The sequence below is a fragment of the Luteibacter sp. TLI7-4A genome, from assembly GCF_056754745.1.
Map to the genome: position 1 here is coordinate 3,812,256 of NZ_JBPGWO010000001.1, position 20,259 is coordinate 3,832,514.

Genomic DNA, 20,259 nt, shown 5'->3' on the forward strand with positions numbered 1-20,259 from the left:
GTGCCCCAAGGCCTGGTTCAAACTCCCGTTCCCTCGGACGGGGCTCGAAGTGGTCAGGCAATACGGGAAAGGCCGGGACGGAGCGCACCCGAGGCGGCTCCGGTCCGCGACGTGCTTCCCCGCGGAAGCCGTCACCACAATCGGTACCGATCAGGCACCGATTGTTGGCAGGTCTTCGGACTCGTGGACGAGGGCTTTGGGGCCCGGCCTACCCGTCGCTTCCCAGTCACCGAGGACCAGTGCAATAGAACGGGATCGTTTCCACTTACCGCTGCGGGGCAGTTCCGGATTCACACCGGATTCCCTATTAAGTCCGACGGGCAGTCGCGCCTCTCCGGACACCAACGGGACACACGATATAGGCGATGGCTCGACCGGTCAACACAAGATATGGTGTAAATCGCGTAAGTCCCGCCACGTTCACGAATTGTGACGACGGCCTACACAAAGCGCATGAGCCTGCGACGATAAACTCCGCTCCCCCTCCCGGATCACCCAGGATCGATGCCCTCACCATTCGCATTGCAGGACAATGAACTGATCGCCCGAGCGTTCGACGCCGCACCTTACGGCCTGGCCGCTCTTTCTCCCACGGGTGAACTCCTGTACGCCAATGCCTGGGCCAGGGCCCGCCTGCCCGAAGGTGGATTCCTGTCCATCTGGAACGCCGCGGGCCGTGACTGGTTCAGGTCGGAATTGCCGAATCTGGCCGCGAGCGGCATGCGCACGGCGGAACTCGGCTCCGTGGATGGCTCGCCCTGGCGCGTATGCATGGAACGCTGGGATGGCACGGCCATCGTGTCCATTCAGCCGGCCGCCGACGAGGACCAGGGCTGGCGCAGCGCGGGCGTCGGTCGCGATCTCGCGCTCGACCTCACCCAGGACCAGTTGCGCCAGGCGCAGAAGATGGACGCGATCGGCAAGCTGACCGGCGGCGTCGCCCACGACTTCAACAACCTTCTGCAGGTGATCAGCGGGAACCTGCAGCTTCTCGCCTCCGACGTCACCGGCAATGCCCGTGCGGAACGGCGCCTCGCCAATGCGATGGCCGGGGTGACCCGCGGCAGCAAGCTGGCCGCGCAACTGCTCGCCTTCGGCCGGCGCCAGCCGCTGGCACCGAAGGTCGTGAATGTCGGACGCTTCATCCGCGACATGGATGAACTCCTGCGCCGCGCGCTAGGCGAGGCGATCGAGATCGAAACCGTCGTCGCCGGCGGCCTGTGGAACACGCTGGTCGACCCGGGCAACGTGGAAAACGCGCTGCTCAACCTGGCGCTCAATGCCCGCGACGCGATGGAAGGGCGCGGCAGGCTCACCATCGAGGCCGGCAACGCGCTGCTGGACAGCGCCTATGCCGCGGCACATGGCGACCTGCGACCTGGCCAGTACGTGATGATCGCCGTGACCGACACCGGCGGAGGCATTCCCCCGGAAATCATCGAGCAGGTGTTCGAACCCTTCTTCACCACCAAGCCCGAAGGCCGGGGCACCGGTCTCGGGCTCTCGATGGTCTACGGCTTCGTCAAGCAATCCGGCGGGCACGTGAAGATCTACAGCGAGCCCGGCGAGGGCACCACGGTGAAGATCTACCTGCCACGTAGCACGCAGAGCGAAGACCGCCTGGTCGATCTGGACGAGGAAGCCGTGCGCGGTGGCGACGAGACAATCCTGGTGGTGGAGGACGACGACGCGGTGCGCGAGACGGTGGTCGGCATGCTCGGCGACCTCGGCTATCGCGTGTTGAAGGCGCGCGATGCGGGGAGCGCGCTGTCGATCGTGGAAAGTGGCATCGCGATCGACCTGCTCTTCACCGACGTGGTGATGCCCGGTCCGCTACGCAGTCCGGAACTGGCAAGAAAGGCGATGGAACGGCAACCAGGAATCGCCGTGCTCTTCACCTCGGGCTATACCGAGAACGCCATCGTGCATGGCGGCCGCCTCGATGAAGGCGTGGAGTTGCTGAGCAAGCCGTACACGAAGGAACAGCTGGCCCGGCGCGTACGCCATGTGCTGGCCGCGCGGATACCGCGCCCGGCGGCCGAGATCGCGCCGGCGCCGATGGCGGTGCCGGTGCCGGGGGCGGCACCCACGCCGTCGGCCTCGCTGCGCGTGCTGGTCGTCGAGGACGACGCCCTGATACGGATGTCCATTTGCGAGATGCTCGAAAGCCGGGGCCATATCGCTTTCGAGGCCGGCGACGGCAACGAGGCCTTGCGTGTGCACGCCGCCGAGAGGATCGACGTCCTTCTCGCCGATGTCGGGCTACCCGGGATGAACGGGGTGGACCTAGCCGAGCGGTTGCGAGAAACGCAGCCCGGCCTGCCGGTGATCTACGCCACGGGTGACCATACGGCCAATGGCGTGGAGTGCGACATGCACACGCGGATCATCGTGAAGCCGTATGGGGTGGCCGACCTGATCGATGCGATCGGGCGGATCGCGGGCCGCTAGGAGCATCGCCGACAAGTCGGCTCCCACAAGGTCGAGAGCGTCGCCGACAAGTCGGCTCCCACAAGGTCGAGAGCGTCGCCGACAAGTCGGCTCCCACAAGATCGGGAGCATCGCCGACAGGGTCGGCTCCCACCAGGGGCCGGAGGCGGCTCCCACCAAGGGCTGGAGGCATCCATGCTCTGGTGGGAGCCGACCCTGTCGGCGATACGGCGCGCCTCAAGCCACCCTATCCCCCGGCACCCTCAAGGCAACATATGCCCGCCGGTCACCCCATAAGTCTCGCCGGTGATGAAGCTCGCCTCCTGGCTGGCCAGCAACACATATACCGGCGCGCACTCCACCGGCTGGCCCGGCCGCTTCAGCGGTACGTTCTTGCCGAATTCGACGATTTTTTCCTGTGGCTGCCCGCCGCTCGGTTGCAACGGCGTCCACACCGGTCCCGGTGCCACGGCGTTCACCCGGATACCCTTATCCGCCGCCTGCTTGGCCAGCGCCTTGGTGAATGCCACGATCGCCGCCTTGGTCGGCGCGTAGTCGAGCAGGATGTCAGAGGGCTCGTAGGCCTGGATCGAGGCCGTGTTCAGGATCGCGGCACCCGGCGGCATATGTGGCAGAGCCGCCTTGGTCAGCCAGAACATCGCGAAGACATTGGTACGGAACGTGGCCTCGAAGGCCTGGCTATCCAGTTCGTCGATGGATTTCGCGTACTGCTGCCGCCCGGCGATGTTGGCGAGGATGTCGAGGCCGCCCAGCTCCTTTACCACCCTGGCGACCAGGTCCTTGCAGAATGCCTCGTCCTTCAGGTCGCCGGGCATGCCGATAACGGTATGTCCTTCGCCGGTGAGCAAGGCGATGACCTCGTCGGCATCCTTCTGCTCCGATGGCAGGTAGTTGATCGCCACATCGGCGCCTTCGCGGGCGAAGGCGATGGCAGCGGCACGCCCGATGCCCGAATCGCCGCCGGTCACCAGGGCCTTGCGGCCTTTCAATCGAGCGTTGCCGCGGTAGCTGGTCTCGCCATGGTCCGGCTTGGGAACCATTTCCCTCGCCAGGCCCGGTGCCGGCTGCGGCTGCTTGGAGAACTCCGGCTGGGGATACTGGGTGCGCGGATCGCGCATGGCGTAGGGATCGTGCTTGGCTGCGTTTGCCATGGGAAGGTCCTCTTGGGTGGAGAGGCCTTCAGGTTTACGGGCCGGGGTGTCCATACCCCGTCCACGTCATGTCACTTCCCCATGCCGACCATCTTCTTGCCTTGCTTCAGCACCGCGTCGCAGGCCTTGCGGGTGAGCTGGGCCTTGAGGTCGCCGGTGCCGGCCGGGCTGGAGCCGCCGCCGGAGAGGTCGAGGGTCTTGCCGTCGCTGGACTTCAGCAGGCCCTTCGCGCCGTCGAGGTAGCCCTTGTCCTGAGTGGGAGCGGGCGCGGCCTGGGCGGACTGGCCACCCAGCTTGCCCAGCAACTGGTCCTTCACGCCCGCGGCGCCGCTTTCGCCACCGAGGTAGTTGTTGCTCATGCAGTACTGCAGGATGCCCGCGGCGTTGCCCACGCTGCCGGAAGCGAGCGAGCTGCCACCGCCGCCCATCATGCCCTTCAGGCTGTCGAGTTGTACCGCCGCCGCGGGTGTCGCGGCGAAGGCGGTGGCGAGGGCGATACCGGCGAGTAAGGTCTTCATGACATGGCTCCGGGGGTCAAGGTGGGGAAGGGATAAACCTTGATGCGTTAGATGGATGTAAGCACGGCTGGCCGATATGCTCCCATGCGTTCTCCGCGGAAGGAAGGTCCGTTGCCCGTTCTCTCCCGTCTCGCCGGCGTCCTGCTGTTCGCCGCACCGCTTACCCATGCCGCCGTCAGCCTCACCATGCCGCGCGTCGAACGTGGCGATACCCCGGGCTACGTCGACGTGGCCCGGCCACGTTTCTCGTGGATCGTGCGCAGCGATACGAATGGCACCGTGCAGACCGGCTATCGCCTCGTCGTGACGCATCGGGGCGCGACGATCTGGGACAGTGGCGACGTCGTCGGCGCACGTCCGTTCGACATCGAATACGCCGGCCCTCCGCTGGCGCCCGGCGAACGCTATGAGTGGCGCGCGGACGTCCACACCTCCGACGGCGACGCCAGCGTGGCCTCGTACTTCGATACCGCGCTGGACGAAGCGGGCTGGCACGGGGCACGCTGGATCGGCAAGGGCGACGACACGCTTCCCGCACCCATGCTGCGGAAGACGTTCCGTGTCGATGGCGACGTGGCGCGCGCCACGCTGTACATCGCCGCCGGGGGTTATGCCGATGTGTCGATCGACGGCAAGCCGGTAAGCGACGCCGTGCTCGGCCCTGGCTTCACCGATTACGGGAAGCGCGTGGAAGTGGTGGCGAACGAGGTCGATCTCGCCCCCGGCGAACACACGCTCGGCGCCGAACTGGGGCGAGGTTTCTACGGACTCACCAATCCGAACGTATGGCATTGGGAGCGGGCGCCGTGGCATGGCCGTCCGCGGATGCGCGCGTTGCTGCGCATCCGCCATGTCGATGGCCGTGTCGAGGATATCGTCAGCGATGCGAGCTGGCGCGTGGCCGATGGGCCGACGCGGTCGGACGACCTGTACGGCGGTGAGGTGTTCGATGCGCGTCTCGCCACGCCACGTAGATGGTCACCAGCGGCGGAACTGCCGGCGCCGGCGGGAAAGCTCGTCGCGCAGACCGAGCAGCCGATCCGCGTGGTGGACACCGTCGCCGCGACGGCCGTCACCGAGCCGGTGCCGGGGGTTTACGTATTCGCGTTTCCCCGCGTGATGGCGGGATGGGCGAGGTTCGACGTGAGTGGTTCGGCGGGCACGACGATCGTCGCGCGTTACGGGGAGAAGTTGCTGCCCGACGGCACCGTCGACGCGCGCGATGATCACCATTATTTCAAGCAGGGATTCCAGACCGACCGCCTGACGCTCGACGGCGGCCGGGTCCGCTGGCATCCGCATTTTTCGTACAAGGGCTTCCGCTACGTGCAGGTCCAGGGCTGGCCCGGTGGCAAGCCGCTCGCCGACGCCGTCGCCGCGCAGGTGGTGCACACCGATGTGGCGGTGACCGGCCGCTTCGACAGCGACAATCCGTTGTTGAACTGGATACACCGGGCCGCCGTCGACACCATGCTGAACAACCTGCATGGCATCCCCACCGATACACCGATGTACGAGAAGAACGGCTGGACGGGGGACGGCATGCTGGGCGCGGAGATGTTCCTGCGCAATTTCGACGCGGATCGGTTGCTGGCGAAGTGGCTTCGCGACATCGCCGATGCACGCAACGCGCAAGGCGCGCCGTTGCTCATCGCGCCCAATCCCGGGTGGGGCGACGTACGTGCGCCCACCTGGCATTCGGCCTACGTGTTCATTCCATGGTGGTTGTGGATGTATGCGGGGGACCGGCGCCCGATCGAGGAGCACATCCAGGGCATCGCCCGTTACGTGGCGATGGAGGATGCGCGTTCGCCGGACGGCATCGCCACCACGGAACTGGGCGACTGGGTCAGCCCGGAAACCGATCCGGGCGGCGAAAACGCGCCGGAGGACAAGCGTGTCGCCGCGACGGCCTATCTGTACGGGATGGAACGTGCGACGGCGACGATGCTGCGGCTTGTCGGCGACGCGTCCGCCGCCGCCGCGTTCGATGTCCGCGCGGAGAAGGTGCGCGCGGCGTTCAACGAGCGATTCCTCGATCGCGCGGCCGCCCGCTATCGTGGCGAAGGAGACAGCGGCTACCGCCAGGCGCACAACCTGTTGGCCCTGGCCTTCGGCCTCGTGCCCGACGACCTCGAGGCGCGCGTGGCGGCCGGCGTGGCGGCCGATGCGAAGGCGCGCGGCGACCATCTCGATACCGGCGCGCTGGCGACCAAGCCGCTCCTGCCGGTGTTGACCGCCGCCGGCCACGCGGACGAGGCCTGGGCCATCGCCACCCAGACCACCTTCCCCAGCTGGGGCTTCTGGCGCGCCAACGGCGCCACCAGCCTGTGGGAACACTGGAAGCTGGCCTCGCGCTCGCGGGGCCACTACTTCCTGGGCACGATCGACGACTGGCTGTACGGCGACGTGGCGGGCCTGCGGCCACTCGCGCCGGGATGGCGCCGTTTCGAGGTGCGGCCGACCCTCACGACCTTCCTGGGCCGCGCGTCGGCGTCGGTCATGACGCCCTACGGTGAAGCGTCCGTGGCATGGCGCAAGGTGGGGGAAAGGTCGAGGCGGATATCGTGGTGCCGGTAGGCACCGAGGCGGTGGTGGCCCTGCCGGGGTCGCCGGAGACGGTGCTGGGATCGGGGCGGCACACCCTGACTGCCCCGTGAGCGTCTTCACATACCCCTCGTAAAGTCTTGCACTCCACCGCCGATAAATCCTGCACGGGGAAATCGAGGGTGACGAGTATGTCGGCAGTGGAAAAATGGTTCGGCCGCACGCGGCTGAACACGCGGGTGTGGATGGTGACGACGGTGGTCGTGGCCGGCTTGTTGGCGCAGACGATCATGGCGGGCATCGAAAGCCGTGGCGTGCAGATGCACGCGCTCCAGGACACGCTCGAACAGCACGTGACGGCGGCGATGGCGATCGCCGACGCCTATCACGCGCGTGCGGAGAAGGGTGAGCTGAGCGACCTGGAGGCGCGGGTGAGCGCGCTGCGGGACATCGAGGCGATGCGCTGGGCGAACCATACCGGCTACGTGTTCGCGTTCGATTCGTCGTTGACGATGCGCATGCATCCGCTGCGGCATGACGACATCGGCAAGAACATTCGCGACGATGTCGACGGCAAGGGCTTCCACCACTACGAGGCGATGCTCGCCGCCGATACGAAGGCCGGCCAGGGCATGACCCGCTACACGCAGGTCATGCCCAAGACGAAGGAGCTGAAGGACAAGATCAGCTTCTCGGCCTGGTACAAGCCATGGGACCTGCACTTCGTGTCGGGCGCCTACTTCGACGCCATCGACGCCGCGTTCCAGGCCCAGCTCGAGCGCGACCTGATCAAGTCGGGCCTCATCGCGCTGCTGGCGCTGGCGATCGTCTGGTTCTCGATGAGCAGCATCCGCGGCAGCCTGGGTGGCGAGCCGCGCGACGCCGTGGAGATCGCGGGGCGTATCGCCGGTGGCGACCTTCGCGCGGATAGCGCGGCGGCGTTCGCGCCGGAGAGCTTGCTGGGCGCGCTGGAACGCATGCGCGGCACCCTGGCCTCGATCGTCACGGAAGTGCAGGAAGGCGCGCATGTCGTCTCCACCACCTCCAGCGAAATCGCGCGCGGCAACGACGACCTCTCCCAGCGCACGCAGGAACAGGCTTCCAGCCTGGAGGAAACCGCGGCATCCATGGAGGAAATGACGGCGACGGTGAAGCAGAACGCGGAGAACGCCCTGGCCGCCGACCGCTTGTCGCGGCACGCGCGCAACGCGGCGGAGAAAGGTGGCGCCGTCGTCGACGAGGCGATGGAGGCCATGCGCCAGATCGGCGATTCCAGCCGTCGCATCGGCGACATCGTGGGCCTCATCGACGACATCGCCTTCCAGACCAACCTGCTGGCACTGAACGCCGCCGTGGAGGCGGCGCGTGCGGGCGAACAGGGTCGCGGCTTCGCTGTCGTGGCGACGGAAGTGCGCCGCCTTGCCCAATCCAGCGCGGCGGCGTCACGCGAGATCAAGGGGCTCATCGTCGAAAGCGGCGAGCGTGTCGACGCGGGTGCCGTGTTGGTGGAACAGTCGTCGGGTGCGCTGCGCGACATCCTCGACAGCGTGAAGAAGGTGACCGACATCGTCGCCGAGATCGCCGCGGCCAGTGCCGAGCAGTCGTCCGGTGTCGACCAGGTGAACCTCGCCATCGCGCAGATCGACCAGGTGACGCAGGAAAACGCCGCGCTGGTGGAAGAGGCCGCCGCCGCCGCGAAGTCGATGCAGGACCAGGCCAGGTCGTTGCGCGACCAGGTGGCGTTCTTCACGGTCGACACCGAGGCAGGCGGTGGAGGCGGCCGCGACACCTCGCCTGCCGCGGTGGAGCATGCCGCGCACGACCTCAGCTTCGGTCATCGCCCGGCGCCCGCCACGGACGCCGCCGCTTGGACCGAGTTCGCCTGACAAGGGCGCACGTCCCGGCGCACATTGTTTATCCTCGGATGGAAGCCCCAACGAGGATAAGCACATGGACCACGCCGCGAGTTACGTGCACGGCGCGAGCCCCACACCCCTGCTCGGCGAGACGGTCGGGGCCCTGCTCGATCGCGTCACCGCACGTTGGCCGGACCGGCCGGCGCTGGTGGTGCGCGAGCAGGGCGTCCGCTGGACCTATCGGGAATTCCACGCCGAGGTCGAGCGCGTCGCCGCCGGCCTTCTCGCGCTGGGCCTGGAACCCGGCGACCGCGTCGGCATCTGGGCCCCGAACCGTGCCGAATGGGTGGTGGCGCAATTCGCCGCGCCGAAGGCGGGGCTGATCCTGGTCAACATCAATCCCGCCTACCGTTCGCACGAGTTGGCGTACTCGCTGAACAAAGTCGGTTGCCGCGCGCTCATCCTGCCGCGCGCCTTCAAGTCGTCGCGCTACCTGGACATCCTCCGTGGCCTCGCCCCGGAGCTGGATACCTCCCCGCCTGGCGGATTGCGCGCGGCGGCATTGCCGGACCTGCGCCACGTGATCCTGCTCGACGGGGAAGCGGCACCCGGTGTATTGCGTTGGCGCGATATCGCGGCGGACGACGCGGCGCGGGAGCGCCTCGCGGCGGTGGAGGCGGAGCTGTCGTTCGACGACGCGGTGAACATCCAGTTCACCTCCGGCACCACGGGTGCGCCAAAGGGCGCGACGCTCACGCATCACAACATTGTCAACAACGGCTTCTTCATCGGCGAAGCCATGCGCCTCACCGAGGACGACAGGCTGTGCATCCCCGTGCCGTTCTACCATTGCTTCGGGATGGTCCTGGGTAACCTCGCCTGCGTGACGCACGGCGCGTGCATGGTGATCCCCGGCGAGGGCTTCGACGCACTCACCACGCTGGAAACGGTAGCGGAGGAACGCTGCACGGGCCTGCACGGCGTGCCGACGATGTTCATCGCCGAACTCGAGCATCCACGCTTCCGCGAGTTCGACCTGTCGAGCCTGCGCACGGGCATCATGGCCGGTTCGCCATGCCCGATCGAGGTGATGCGCCGTGTCGTGCGCGAGATGCACATGAGCGAGGTGACCATCGCCTACGGCATGACCGAAACCAGCCCCGTCAGTTTCCAGACCGTGCCGGACGATCCGCTCGAACTGCGCGTGTCGACGGTGGGACGCATCCATCCACACGTGGAAGTGAAGATCGTGGACGAGGCGGGGCGGGTCGTTCCGCGCGGTACCACGGGCGAGCTGCTGACGCGCGGCTATTCCGTGATGCGCGGCTATTGGGGTGACGAGGACCATACCCGGCTGGCGCTCGACGCGTCGCGCTGGATGCATACCGGCGACCTCGCGGTCCTCGATGACGCGGGCTATTGCACCATCGTGGGCCGCCTGAAGGACATGATCATCCGTGGTGGCGAGAACATCTATCCCCGCGAAATCGAGGAATTCCTCTACGGACACCCGGATATCCAGGACGTGCAGGTGTTCGGTGTCCCGGATGACCGGCTGGGCGAGCAGGTGTGCGCGTGGATCCGCCTGCGCGACGGGGCGACGGCCACGGAGGGCTCGATCCAGGACTACTGCCGGCGGCACCTCGCCTATTTCAAGGTGCCGCACTACGTCCGCTTCGTGGACGGATTCCCGATGACCGTGACCGGAAAGGTGCAGAAGTACCTCATGCGCGAGATGATGGAAGCGGAACTGTCCGGGAAGGTCGGGCAGGAAAGATAGGCCCGGCGGCCCCGTTCTCTACCTTGGATTCACGCCCCCCTCTCCACGCTAGCCGGGAGGGAGGGCTCAGGACACCAGAGAGGCGCATGTGAATCGAGTCAGGAGACACCATCCCGCTACGCTGTTTACGGCGTTCCTCTTCGCGTTGTTCGGTGCCGCGACCCTGCTGGGTGGCATACGGCTCGTCAACCTCGGCGGCTCCGCCTATTACCTGGTCGCGGGCGCGATCACCCTGGTGGTCGCGGCCTTGCTACTGTTCCGCGTGCGGCTGGCCGTGCCCCTCTATGGCCTCCTGCTGATCGGCACCGCTGCCTGGTCGGTCTGGGAAGTGCGCCTGGACTGGTGGCAACTGCTTCCGCGCCTCGACGTATGGTTCGTGCTGGGCTTGTGGCTCCTGCTGCCCTGGCCGCGCCGCGGCCTCAACCGGGACAGCCTATACGAAACCTCCCGGCATACCGGTGGTGGGTTCCTGCTCGTCTCGCTGTTGATCGTCGCGTTGGTGGGCATGGCGGGAGCCCTTCATTCCGATCACGACCTGTCGGGCGAATTGCCCATGGCCGACGTCGCGGGGCCGCAAGGCGACCGCGCCGCACGGCCCGACGGCGACTGGACCGACTACGGTGGCTCGCCGTTCGGCCAGCGCTACTCCCCGCTGACGCAGATCACGCCGGATAACGTGGGGCGGTTGCAGGTCGCCTGGAAGATCCAGACGGGCGATACCCCGGGGCCCGACGATCCGACCGAAACGACCTCCGAGAACACGCCGCTGAAGATCGGCGACACCGTCTACCTGTGCACGCCGCACAGCCGCGTGATCGCGGTGGATGCGGCAACGGGACAGAAGCGCTGGGAGTTCGATCCGAAGATCCAGAGTCCCGTCGGATTCAAGCACTGGGAACACATGACCTGTCGTGGCGTGTCGTACCACGATGATGCGAAGTACGCGGCGACCGCGACGGCATCCACCGCCTCGGCGACCTGCCCCCGCCGCCTGTTCCTGCCCACGGCGGACGCGCGCCTGATGGCGATCGACGCCGATTCCGGCAAGCCCTGCGCGGACTTCGGCGATCACGGCACGGTGAATTTGCGCACGAACATCGGTCCGTTCACGCCGGGTGGCTACTACTCCACCTCGCCGCCGGCGGTGACCAAGGACCTGGTCATCATCGGCGGCCATGTCACCGACAACGAATCGACCAACGAGCCCTCGGGCGTGATCCGTGCCTACGACGTGCACGACGGCCACCTCGTCTGGAACTGGGACCCGGGCAATCCCGACGCCACGGCTCCGATCGCCCCCGGCGGCATCTATACCCGCAATTCGCCGAACGTCTGGTCGCTCTTCAGCGTCGACGAGAACCTCGGCATCGTCTACCTGCCGATGGGAAACCAGACGCCCGACCAGTTCGGTGGCGGTCGCACGCCCACGTCGGAGAAGTACGGCGCGGGCATCGTCGCGCTGGACGTGGCCACCGGCAAGGTGAGGTGGAACTACCAGTTCACCCACCACGATCTCTGGGACATGGACATCGGCGGCCAGCCGACCCTCGTCGACCTGCAGACCGCCCAAGGCGTGAAACCCGCGCTGGTGGCCTCGACCAAGCAGGGCAGCGTGTACGTGCTCGACCGGCGCGATGGCACGCCGATCGTTCCCATTCGCGAAGTGCCACGTCCGCAGGGTGCCGTGGCGGGCGACCATACCGCACCGACGCAGCCGCTATCGGATCTCAATTTCGCGCCACCGGACGTGCGGGAGAAGGATATGTGGGGCACGACGCCCTTGGACCAGCTCTGGTGCCGCGTGCGTTTCCGTTCGTTGCGCTACGAAGGCATGTTCACGCCGCCCTCCGAACAAGGATCGCTGGTTTTCCCGGGTAACTTCGGCGTCTTCGACTGGGGTGGCGTGTCGGTGGATCCCACGCGCCAGTTGATGTTGATCAATCCGAGCTACATGGCTTTCCAGTCGCGCCTCATCCCGAAGGACGTGCTGGCCAAGATGGAAGTCGGCCCCGCCAAGAGCGAGACCGAAGGCGTGAAGAAGGCCGAAGGCATTCCCTACGGCATCGAACTGTCGGCCTTCCTCTCGCCGCTGGGCATTCCGTGCCAGGCCCCGCCGTGGGGTTACGTCGCGGGCGTCGACCTGCGCACGGGCAAGATGATGTGGCGGCACAAGAACGGCACCATCGTCGACAGCGCACCGTTGCCGATCCCGATGCCGCTCGGCGTCCCGAGCCTCGGCGGCATGGTGACCACGGCAGGCGGCGTCACCTTCCTCTCCGGCACGCTGGACTACTACGTGCGCGGCTACGACGTGCGTACCGGAAAGAAGCTGTGGGAGGCGCGCCTTCCCGCCGGCGGCCAGGCCACGCCGATGACCTATGCGGACAAGGACGGACGGCAGTACCTGCTGGTGACGGCAGGCGGACACGGCTCGCTAGGCACCAAGCAAGGCGACTGGGTGATCGCCTACGCGCTGCCCAAGTAAGCAGATGTAACAGCTGGGAGCCGACCTTTTTGTGGGAGCCGACTTTGTCGGCGATCCCGCGGCAGCGGGCCAGGTTGAGGCAAGCACCCATCGCCGACAAAGTCGGCTCCCACAAAAGGCAGGCTCTCACCGGGGTTTCGGTTGTCCTGGCTGGCTGGGTACTCCTAGCCTCGCTTGGGGCTGGGCAGCAGTGCCGCAAGCAAACCGATCAGGGGCAGGAAGGCGCACACCTGGTACACCGCCTCGATGCCGATGTGGTCGGCCAGCTCGCCGAGCACCGCCGCGCCCAGGCCGCCCATGCCGAACGAGAAGCCGAAGAACAGGCCGGAGATCATGCCGACACGGCCTGGCACGAGCTCCTGTGCGAAGACGACGATCGCGGGGAAGGCCGAGGCCAGGATCAAGCCGATCGCCACGGTGAGCGGTGCCGTCCAGAACAGGCTGGCGTGCGGCAACAGGAGGGTGAAGGGCAGGGCGCCGAGAATCGAAAACCAGATCACCCGCTTGCGTCCGATGCGGTCGCCGACGGGGCCGCCGAGCACCGTTCCCACCGCCACCGCGCCGAGGAAGACGAACAGGTGGAACTGCGCGTTCTCCACCGACACGCCGAAGCGATGGATCAGGTAGAACGTGAAGTAGCTGGTGAGGCTGGCGAGGTACACGTACTTCGAGAAGATCAGCGCGAGCAGCACGGCGATGCCACGCCGCGCCTCCCGCGTGGGTGGAGCGAGTTGCGCGTGCTTGCCGGCGTTGCTCGTCAGGCGGACCAGGCCATGGTGGCGATACCACTGGCCGACGTTCCACAGGATCGCGCAGGACAGCAAGGCGAGCAGCGCGAAGAAGGCCAGGCTCGACTGTCCCCAACGCACCACGACCAGCGCCGCGGCGAGCGGGCCCAGCGCCTGGCCGGCGTTGCCACCCACCTGGAACAGCGACTGCGCGAGACCGTGGCGGCCGCCCGAGGCCATCCGCGCCACGCGGGACGATTCAGGATGGAAGACCGACGAACCCATGCCCAGCAACGCCGCGCCGGCGAGCAGCAACGGGTAGGCGTGCGCCTTCGACAACACGAGCAGGCCGAACAACGAGAACAGCGTGCCACCGGGAAGCGCGAGCGGCGTGGGACGGCGGTCGGCGTAGAGGCCGATGAGTGGCTGCAGGATCGACGCGGTCATCTGGTAGGTCAGCGTGATGAGACCGATCTGGCCGAAGTCGAGCTGGAAGTCGGTCTTCAGGCCCGGATAGATGGCCGGAAGCAGCGACTGCATCATGTCGTTGAGCAGATGACAGAAGCTGATCGCGAAGATCACGCCATAGACGGTCGTGTCCGCGCGGCGGCCGTCCAGCGCCGCGTCGACGGGGGCTTGCATGGGCTTTCCTGGGGGGAGGGGAGCGAATATGAGAACACGGGCGGGGCGACGCGGCCACTGCCGGCGTGATGGCGATGGGTCTACGGCTGCGGACCGTGGCAATCCGCGCGGATGATGCACTCGACGAGTTCGGCCGGCGGCTTGCCGATCTCCACGCGCATGGCCTCCGTGTCGCCGGGTTCCTCCAGCGTGGCCAACTGGCTGTCGAGGAGCGCCGGATCGAAGAAGTGTCCCGCCCGGTGTCCGAGGCGTTCGGCCAGCAGTTCGCGTGAGCCATGCAGGTAGACGAACCTCACGTCGTCGTGTCCGTCGCGCAAGAAATCGCGATAGCGGCGCTTCAAGGCCGAGCACGCCACCACCAGCGACTCGCCCTGCCGCCGGTGGCGATCCATTTCCCCCACGATGGCGGCGAGCCAGGGCTGTCGGTCCGCATCGTCGAGCGGTATGCCCCGGGCCATCTTGTCGCGGTTGGCTTGCGGATGCAGGTGGTCCCCGTCGACGAAGGGCTGGCCCAGCCGTGCCGCCAGGCCGGTGCCGATCGTGCTCTTGCCACTGCCGGAAACACCCATGACGATCGTGATCATGGCTTGAAGCATGCCGTCTTTCGGGCCACGGAATCGTGAACGGCATCGCGTACCATCATTGGCTGGTCCCTCTCGAACCCATGCCATGGAAACCATCGACCTGCGCAGCGATACCGTCACCCGGCCCACCGACGCCATGCGCGAGGCGATGTCGCGTGCACCGGTCGGTGACGATGTGTACGGCGAGGACCCCACGGTCAATGCCTTGCAGGACCGCATCGCGGCCGACCTGGGCTTCGCCGCGGCGTTATTCGTGCCCACCGGTACCCAGGGCAACCTGCTCGCGCTGATGAGCCACTGTGAGCGCGGCGACGAGTACATCGTAGGCGCGGATGCGCATACCTATCGCTTCGAAGGCGGCGGTGCGGCGGTGTTGGGTTCGATCCAGCCACAGCCGATCCCGCAGGACGCCGACGGAACGTTACCCCTGGACAAGGTCGAGGCGGCGATCAAGCCGATCGACCCGCACTTCGCCCGCTCCCGCCTGCTGGCGCTGGAGAACACCTGGCATGGCCGCGTCCTTCCGTTCGATTACCTCGCCTCCGCGCGCGAACTGGCGACACGGCGCGGCCTCGGGCTGCACATGGACGGCGCGCGTCTCTACAACGCGGCGATCGCCTATGGCCGTCCGGCCCGCGAGGTCGTGGCGGGCTTCGACAGCGTGTCCGTGTGCCTGTCCAAGGGACTTGGCGCGCCCGTGGGCTCAGTGTTGCTGGGCAGCGTGGCGCTGATCGACCGCGCGCGTCGCTGGCGCAAGGTGGCCGGCGGTGGCTGGCGGCAGGCGGGCATGCTGGCCGCGGCGGCCATGCACGCGCTCGACCACCATGTGGAACGCCTGGCCGACGACCACGCGCGCGCCATCCGGCTGGCGGACGGCTTGCGCCGGATCGATGGCCTCGAGGTCAAGGGCTGCCATACGAACATGGTCTTCGTCGACGTGCCGCCCGCACGCTTGAAGGACCTCGCCACGCACATGTCCGCGCACGGCGTACGACTGAGCATCGGCTATCTTCCGTCGATCCGCCTGGTGACGCACCTGGACATCGACGACACGGCCATCGAACGGACGATCGCCGCGTTCGCTTCGTTCGATTACTGACGGGGCGCCATCAGCTTGCGTTGCAGAGAATAGAGAAGGGCGGCATCGGTGAGATCGAGCGTGTCGGTTTCCATCGCGCGGTAGTGGCGATGGAAGGCGACGATCGCATTGCGCGGATTGGATACGTCATAACCGACCAGGCGCATCGCCGCGAGGCTGTCGAAGCCGGGCGGCGCGGGGATCGGGTTCGGCTCCGGCCACAGTCCGAAACCGTAGCTGGCGAGCGTCGCCCAGGGGAACCGCACGCTCGGGTCGTTCTTCCGGCCGGGCGCGATGTCGCCATGGCCGACCACCGCTTCGCGCGGGATGCCGAGGCGCGTGGTGAGATCGGCCAGCAGTTTCACCAGCGCTTGTATCTGCGGCTGGGTGAATGGGGACTCGCCATCGTTGTCGATCTCGATGCCGATGGACGAGGAATTCAGGTCCGTCATGTCGCCCCAGCGCGAGGCACCCGCATGCCATGCGCGGTCGTTGTCGTCGACGAGCTGGTCGATGCGGCCATTGGCCTCGACGAGGTAGTGGGCGCTCACCTGGCCTTCGCTGTTGCGTGTGCTCAGCACGCGCAGGGCTTCCGCGGCGTTGCCGATCGACGTGTGGTGCAACACGATGATCTGTGCCTTGCGCGCGTTGAAGTTGGGCGACGGTGTCCAGTGGGCGAGGGCGCTGCGCTGCGGCGCGACGCGTGGCCCGGTGGCGCAGCCGGCAAGACAGGCGATCGCCAGCAGGACCGCCGCGAGGCGGATGCGCCTTGCGACGGTGGCCCTCGTTCGCGTCATTCGACGCGGAAGTCGCTGCTGGTGATGACCCACGCGATCTCCTCGCCAACGTCCCCGGTGTCTTCCCTGGATGCCACCACGATCTGGAGGTCGACGCAATCGTGGCCTTCGGAAAGCCATTCGGTTTTTTCCAGCGCCATGCCGGATTTCTTCAGCGCCGCATGCAGGGCGGGCATCGTCGTGGCGAGTAGTTCCGTGCCCTCGTGCGTGAGCTGGCCGCCCAGCACCTCGATGTCGCACAGCTTGTCGTCGAGGAAGCGCAGCCGCAGCCATTCGTCCCCGGCGGCATCGGCGTATTCGTCCTCGTCGTCCCACATGTTTTCGCCGCCGGCCTTCCAGCCGAGCATGTCGCGAAGTTTCTTTCGCGGCATGCCGAAGAAGATGTCGGTGTCGCCGCGGCGGATGCCGCGGCCCGGGACCAGCTCGCAATGTTCCATGGCGTACCTCGTCAGATGGCGCGGGAGACCCGCCGGTGAAGCATGGCGGACCGACGATACGACCGGCCAGCCGGCCCTGTCCGTGCCGTGTCAGGGTTTATGGTCACGGCCGAGGTAGTCCTCGCTCTGCATTTCGATGAGCCGCGATTCGGTGCGGCCGAACTCGGCGCGAACCTTGCTGCCATCGTAGAGTTCCGTGATCGGCGCGGCCGCGGAGAGTACCAGCTTCACGTGGCGGTCGTAGAACTCGTCCACCAGCAACACGAAGCGCTTGGCTTCGTTTTCCGAGTAGACGGTGAACTGCGGCACGTTGGACAGGATCACGGCCGGATACGATTTCGCCAGCTCGATGTAGTCCGCGACGGCGCGCGGACCTTCGCAGAGCGCCGCGAAGTCGAACCAGACGATGTTGTCGGCGCGCTTGCGCACCGGCACGTCGCGACCGCTGAGCATGATGGAGCCGGCCTCGACGATGTCTCCCTGCGCCTGGCCCATGAAGATCTTCGTCAGCGAGCGCTCGGCTTCCTGGCCGGGCGGCACGAGGTAGACCGGCGCCTGGCTCAGGGCGCGCAAGCGCCAGTCGTGCGGGGACACCATTTCATGGACCACGCAGTGCTTTTCGATCGTCGCGATGGCAGGCAGGAACCGCGCGCGTTGCAGGCCATCCTTGTAGAGGCCCTTCGGCGGCGTGTTCGAGGTGGTGACCAGGGTGACGCCGCGGGCGAACAGGCCGTCCAGCAGCCCGGCGAGGATCATGGCGTCGCCGATATCGGAGACGAGGAATTCGTCCAGGCACAACACGCGGCATTTCGCGGCGAGGCGTTCGGCCACTTCGTCGAGCGGATTCTGCCGCTCGCCAAGCTCGCGCAGCATGCCGTGCACCTCCAGCATGAAGCGGTGGAAGTGCCGGCGCAGGGCGAGGCCCGGCGCGAGGCTGGAAACGAAGAGGTCCATGAGGAAGGTCTTGCCCCGGCCGACGCTGCCCCACAGGTACAAGCCACGCACGGCGGCGCGCGGCTCGTTGCCGAGCATGCTGCGCAGGCGGCTGAACAGGCCACCGGCGGCCGGCTCGGGCGTGCACAGCGCCGCATGCAGGCGGTCGAACTCGGCGATGACGGGCGACTGGGCCGGATCGGATTCCCAGCGATGTCCGGCAATACCGTCCCGGTAGCGTTCGCCGGGCGTCGATTCCGTGCAGGTCATGCGGCGCGGGACTCCGGCAACCAGTTCTTCACGCCGTTCTTGATGACGCCGCGCAGGTCCATCAGGCGGCGATGGAAGAAATGGCTGGTGTCCTCCATTCTCACCAGTTGCGGCCGAACCTCTTCCGGCAGGCTGTCGACCCAGTCGTAGACGGCTTGCGGCTCGACGATCTCGTCGGCGTCGCCCATGACCACGAGCCAGTGGCGCAGGGGCAGTTCCAGCTGGGAGAAATCCCAGCCGCGGCCTGCCACGGGGGGTGCGACGCTGATCACGGCGTCGGCCCCGAGGTGGATGGCGTTGCGCAGGGTCACGTAGCTGCCGAAGGAAAAGCCGGCCAGCCACAGGGCGGCGCCGGGGCGGACCTTGCGCGCCCAGGCGACCACGGCGGCGAGGTCGTCGCTTTCGCCATTGCCGCTGTCGAACGCACCTTCCGACCTGCCCACGCTACGGAAGTTGAAGATGACCGTATCCATGCCGGACTCGCGCAACGAGCGCTCGATCATGGTCACCACTTTGTTGTGCATGCTGCCGCCGTCCGTGGACAGCGGGTGGCAGATCACGGCGATGCCGTGACGGGCCACGTCGGCGGTGGCGGCCTTGGCTTCGCATTCGAGCTTGCCCGCCGGCCCCGCGAGCGCGAAGCTCATGCTCTCGTCCGGGAAGTGATCCGGCGCTGTAGGTAGAAGATCGCTCATGCTCTCCATGATACCCGCTGGCTGGCCGGTTCGCGGCGAAGGCCGGCGATGAACGTCCTCGCACATGCCTTGTTGGCGGGTGACGACACGGCCTTGCGCCTGGGCGGCATCATGGGCGACTTCGTGCACGGCACGCCTGATCCGGCCATTCCCGAACGGGTCCGCCAGGGTATCCACCTGCACCGGGCGATCGACAGCTTCACCGACAGCCACGACGAGGTCCGCGCGGTCCGCGAGCGCTTGCCCGCGCCGTTCCGCCGCTATGCGGGCATCCTCCTCGACATGTGGTTCGACCATTGCCTGGCGCGCGATTTCGCGCACTGGTCCGCGACGCCGCTGGAGGATTTCTCGACGAACCTGCGCACGGAGTTGCATGCCGCCGGTCCGCTGTTGCCCGACGCGTTGAAGCGCTTCCTCGGTTACATGGACGCGAACGGGCTTCCGGCCGGCTACGCGCGGGCCGAGGCGATCGCCAAGGCCTTGCGCGGTATCTCGCAACGGTTGTCCCGGGCCAACCCCGTCGCGGACGCCATGCCGCTGTTGATGGCGGAGGACGCCATGTTGCAGGCCAGCTTCGAGCGGTTCTTCCCGCAGCTGCGGGTGTTCGCGAAGGAGTGGGTGGCCCGCCTTCCGCCGCTTACTTGACCTGGTCGGCCATCCACTTGACCGTGTTGCCGACCTGTTCGTCGGTCAGGGCCGGATTGCCGCCCTTGGCCGGCATGTGGTTGCCGTCGGGGCCGGTGTAGCCGTCGATGGCGTGCTTGGTGAGGGTGGCGATGCCCTGGGCGATGCGCGCGGACCACGCGGCCTTGTCACCGAGCTTCGGCGCACCGGCCACGCCAGCCGTGTGGCAGCTGTGGCACAGGTTGTCGTAGATGGTCTTGCCATCGGTGCTGCCACCGTAGGCGACCTGGGAGGCGGCGGCCTTCGCGGCGGCTTCCTGGGCGGCCAGCATCGCCGCGCGGCCGGTGTCGCCGGCATAGACGCCGCCGACGGGGGCGATCCGGGCCTCGGTACGCTTGGCGACGGCCGGGTCCTGATCCTTGGGGATGTTGCTGTAGATGGTATAGGCGATAACCATCAGGACGAGGGCCAGGACACTGAGGCCGGCGGTCAGCCACGAGAACTGACGCATGAAGTTCTGGTCGGACTTGCTCGGAGAACCGCTCACGCATTGACTCCACTGATTTGGGTGTGCCGTCCCCTCCCCGGGATCCGGCGTGCCTGCCGGCCGCAAATGCGGCGTCGAATTTCGCGAGTATAACGGAACCTCCGCGGGAGTCAGCGGTCTGCATGCCCGTGCCGTG

The 20,259-nt window shown here is 67.1% G+C and carries 16 protein-coding genes and 1 riboswitch; of the genes, 7 read left to right on the forward strand and 9 right to left on the reverse strand.

The genetic code is table 11. The features are described 5' to 3' along the window. Positions 1 to 149: 149 nt before the first annotated feature. Positions 150 to 361, reverse strand: a riboswitch (cobalamin riboswitch). A gap of 143 nt (positions 362 to 504) precedes the next feature. After that, positions 505 to 2,451, forward strand: coding sequence for a response regulator (locus tag ACR9Y6_RS16675; protein ID WP_481282297.1), 1,947 nt, complete (start codon positions 505 to 507; stop codon positions 2,449 to 2,451). 242 nt (positions 2,452 to 2,693) lie between these two features. On the opposite strand, the gene ACR9Y6_RS16680 is transcribed toward ACR9Y6_RS16675, so the two are convergent. Both ACR9Y6_RS16680 and ACR9Y6_RS16685 read right to left on the reverse strand, forming a co-directional pair. Next, positions 2,694 to 3,602 carry an SDR family oxidoreductase gene (locus tag ACR9Y6_RS16680; RefSeq protein ID WP_481282298.1) on the reverse strand — a complete coding sequence of 303 codons (909 nt, stop codon included), beginning with the start codon at positions 3,600 to 3,602 and terminating at the stop codon, positions 2,694 to 2,696. A 71-nt stretch (positions 3,603 to 3,673) separates the two neighbouring features. Then, positions 3,674 to 4,120, reverse strand: a complete 447-nt coding sequence (locus tag ACR9Y6_RS16685) for a DUF2501 domain-containing protein (RefSeq protein WP_481282299.1) — start codon at positions 4,118 to 4,120, stop codon at positions 3,674 to 3,676. A gap of 111 nt (positions 4,121 to 4,231) precedes the next feature. On the opposite strand from ACR9Y6_RS16685, the gene ACR9Y6_RS16690 reads away from it, so the two are divergent. The 4 genes from ACR9Y6_RS16690 (at position 4,232) to ACR9Y6_RS16705 (ending at position 12,788) form a co-directional block, all read left to right on the forward strand. Then, complete coding sequence (locus ACR9Y6_RS16690; RefSeq protein WP_481282300.1) at positions 4,232 to 6,700, forward strand: family 78 glycoside hydrolase catalytic domain; 2,469 nt, start codon at positions 4,232 to 4,234, stop codon at positions 6,698 to 6,700. Positions 6,701 to 6,858: 158 nt separating this feature from the next. Further along, positions 6,859 to 8,553 carry a methyl-accepting chemotaxis protein gene (locus tag ACR9Y6_RS16695; RefSeq protein ID WP_481282301.1) on the forward strand — a complete coding sequence of 565 codons (1,695 nt, stop codon included), beginning with the start codon at positions 6,859 to 6,861 and terminating at the stop codon, positions 8,551 to 8,553. Between the two features lie 64 nt (positions 8,554 to 8,617). Beyond that, positions 8,618 to 10,303 (forward strand): AMP-binding protein, encoded by a 1,686-nt coding sequence (locus tag ACR9Y6_RS16700; protein WP_481282302.1) that lies wholly within the window; start codon positions 8,618 to 8,620, stop codon positions 10,301 to 10,303. 88 nt (positions 10,304 to 10,391) lie between these two features. Further along, positions 10,392 to 12,788 carry a glucose/quinate/shikimate family membrane-bound PQQ-dependent dehydrogenase gene (locus ACR9Y6_RS16705; protein ID WP_481282303.1) on the forward strand — a complete coding sequence of 799 codons (2,397 nt, stop codon included), beginning with the start codon at positions 10,392 to 10,394 and terminating at the stop codon, positions 12,786 to 12,788. A 164-nt stretch (positions 12,789 to 12,952) separates the two neighbouring features. Here ACR9Y6_RS16705 and ACR9Y6_RS16710 read toward each other — a convergent pair whose 3' ends face one another. Next, positions 12,953 to 14,158 (reverse strand): MFS transporter, encoded by a 1,206-nt coding sequence (locus ACR9Y6_RS16710; RefSeq protein WP_481282304.1) that lies wholly within the window; start codon positions 14,156 to 14,158, stop codon positions 12,953 to 12,955. 80 nt (positions 14,159 to 14,238) lie between these two features. Beyond that, positions 14,239 to 14,754: a gluconokinase gene (locus ACR9Y6_RS16715; protein WP_481282305.1), complete on the reverse strand. Its 516-nt coding sequence runs from the start codon at positions 14,752 to 14,754 to the stop codon at positions 14,239 to 14,241. A 73-nt stretch (positions 14,755 to 14,827) separates the two neighbouring features. Between ACR9Y6_RS16715 and ltaE the strand changes: the two genes are divergently transcribed. Next, the gene (gene ltaE / locus ACR9Y6_RS16720; RefSeq protein ID WP_481282306.1) at positions 14,828 to 15,841 is read left to right on the forward strand and encodes a low-specificity L-threonine aldolase; all 1,014 of its coding nucleotides are present in this window, start codon (positions 14,828 to 14,830) and stop codon (positions 15,839 to 15,841) included. Here ltaE and ACR9Y6_RS16725 read toward each other — a convergent pair. The 4 genes from ACR9Y6_RS16725 to ACR9Y6_RS16740 all read right to left on the reverse strand — a co-directional run bounded on the left by ACR9Y6_RS16725 (position 15,835) and on the right by ACR9Y6_RS16740 (position 18,952). Next, positions 15,835 to 16,617: an N-acetylmuramoyl-L-alanine amidase gene (locus ACR9Y6_RS16725; protein WP_481282307.1), complete on the reverse strand. Its 783-nt coding sequence runs from the start codon at positions 16,615 to 16,617 to the stop codon at positions 15,835 to 15,837. The two genes, ltaE and ACR9Y6_RS16725, sit on opposite strands and share 7 nt — an antisense overlap. After that, positions 16,614 to 17,054, reverse strand: coding sequence for a hypothetical protein (locus ACR9Y6_RS16730; protein WP_481282308.1), 441 nt, complete (start codon positions 17,052 to 17,054; stop codon positions 16,614 to 16,616). Before ACR9Y6_RS16730 ends, ACR9Y6_RS16725 begins: the two co-directional genes overlap by 4 nt. A gap of 90 nt (positions 17,055 to 17,144) precedes the next feature. Further along, positions 17,145 to 18,257, reverse strand: a complete 1,113-nt coding sequence (zapE, locus tag ACR9Y6_RS16735; protein WP_481282309.1) for a cell division protein ZapE — start codon at positions 18,255 to 18,257, stop codon at positions 17,145 to 17,147. Continuing rightward, the gene (locus tag ACR9Y6_RS16740) at positions 18,254 to 18,952 is read right to left on the reverse strand and encodes an alpha/beta hydrolase (protein WP_481282310.1); all 699 of its coding nucleotides are present in this window, start codon (positions 18,950 to 18,952) and stop codon (positions 18,254 to 18,256) included. The genes zapE and ACR9Y6_RS16740 overlap by 4 nt, the downstream gene beginning before the upstream one ends. 48 nt (positions 18,953 to 19,000) lie before the next feature. On the opposite strand from ACR9Y6_RS16740, the gene ACR9Y6_RS16745 reads away from it, so the two are divergent. Next, positions 19,001 to 19,597, forward strand: coding sequence for an acyl carrier protein phosphodiesterase (locus tag ACR9Y6_RS16745; RefSeq protein WP_481282311.1), 597 nt, complete (start codon positions 19,001 to 19,003; stop codon positions 19,595 to 19,597). Here the strand turns inward: ACR9Y6_RS16745 and ACR9Y6_RS16750 are convergent. Continuing rightward, positions 19,590 to 20,087: a c-type cytochrome gene (locus ACR9Y6_RS16750; protein WP_371022551.1), complete on the reverse strand. Its 498-nt coding sequence runs from the start codon at positions 20,085 to 20,087 to the stop codon at positions 19,590 to 19,592. The genes ACR9Y6_RS16745 and ACR9Y6_RS16750 overlap by 8 nt on opposite strands. Positions 20,088 to 20,259: the final 172 nt, after the last annotated feature.

What these genes read in the sequence shown, in the direction of transcription:
- ACR9Y6_RS16740 (WP_481282310.1), bottom strand. Translation starts at nt 18,952, where the DNA reads ATGAGCGATCTTCTACCTACAGCGCCGGATCACTTCCCGGACGAGAGC.
- zapE (WP_481282309.1), bottom strand. Translation starts at nt 18,257, where the DNA reads ATGACCTGCACGGAATCGACGCCCGGCGAACGCTACCGGGACGGTATT.
- ACR9Y6_RS16725 (WP_481282307.1), bottom strand. Translation starts at nt 16,617, where the DNA reads ATGACGCGAACGAGGGCCACCGTCGCAAGGCGCATCCGCCTCGCGGCG.
- ACR9Y6_RS16675 (WP_481282297.1), top strand. Translation starts at nt 505, where the DNA reads ATGCCCTCACCATTCGCATTGCAGGACAATGAACTGATCGCCCGAGCG.
- ACR9Y6_RS16685 (WP_481282299.1), bottom strand. Translation starts at nt 4,120, where the DNA reads ATGAAGACCTTACTCGCCGGTATCGCCCTCGCCACCGCCTTCGCCGCG.
- ACR9Y6_RS16710 (WP_481282304.1), bottom strand. Translation starts at nt 14,158, where the DNA reads ATGCAAGCCCCCGTCGACGCGGCGCTGGACGGCCGCCGCGCGGACACG.
- ACR9Y6_RS16695 (WP_481282301.1), top strand. Translation starts at nt 6,859, where the DNA reads ATGTCGGCAGTGGAAAAATGGTTCGGCCGCACGCGGCTGAACACGCGG.
- ACR9Y6_RS16680 (WP_481282298.1), bottom strand. Translation starts at nt 3,602, where the DNA reads ATGGCAAACGCAGCCAAGCACGATCCCTACGCCATGCGCGATCCGCGC.
- ACR9Y6_RS16730 (WP_481282308.1), bottom strand. Translation starts at nt 17,054, where the DNA reads ATGGAACATTGCGAGCTGGTCCCGGGCCGCGGCATCCGCCGCGGCGAC.
- ACR9Y6_RS16750 (WP_371022551.1), bottom strand. Translation starts at nt 20,087, where the DNA reads ATGCGTCAGTTCTCGTGGCTGACCGCCGGCCTCAGTGTCCTGGCCCTC.
- ACR9Y6_RS16745 (WP_481282311.1), top strand. Translation starts at nt 19,001, where the DNA reads ATGAACGTCCTCGCACATGCCTTGTTGGCGGGTGACGACACGGCCTTG.
- ACR9Y6_RS16715 (WP_481282305.1), bottom strand. Translation starts at nt 14,754, where the DNA reads ATGCTTCAAGCCATGATCACGATCGTCATGGGTGTTTCCGGCAGTGGC.
- ltaE (WP_481282306.1), top strand. Translation starts at nt 14,828, where the DNA reads ATGGAAACCATCGACCTGCGCAGCGATACCGTCACCCGGCCCACCGAC.
- ACR9Y6_RS16700 (WP_481282302.1), top strand. Translation starts at nt 8,618, where the DNA reads ATGGACCACGCCGCGAGTTACGTGCACGGCGCGAGCCCCACACCCCTG.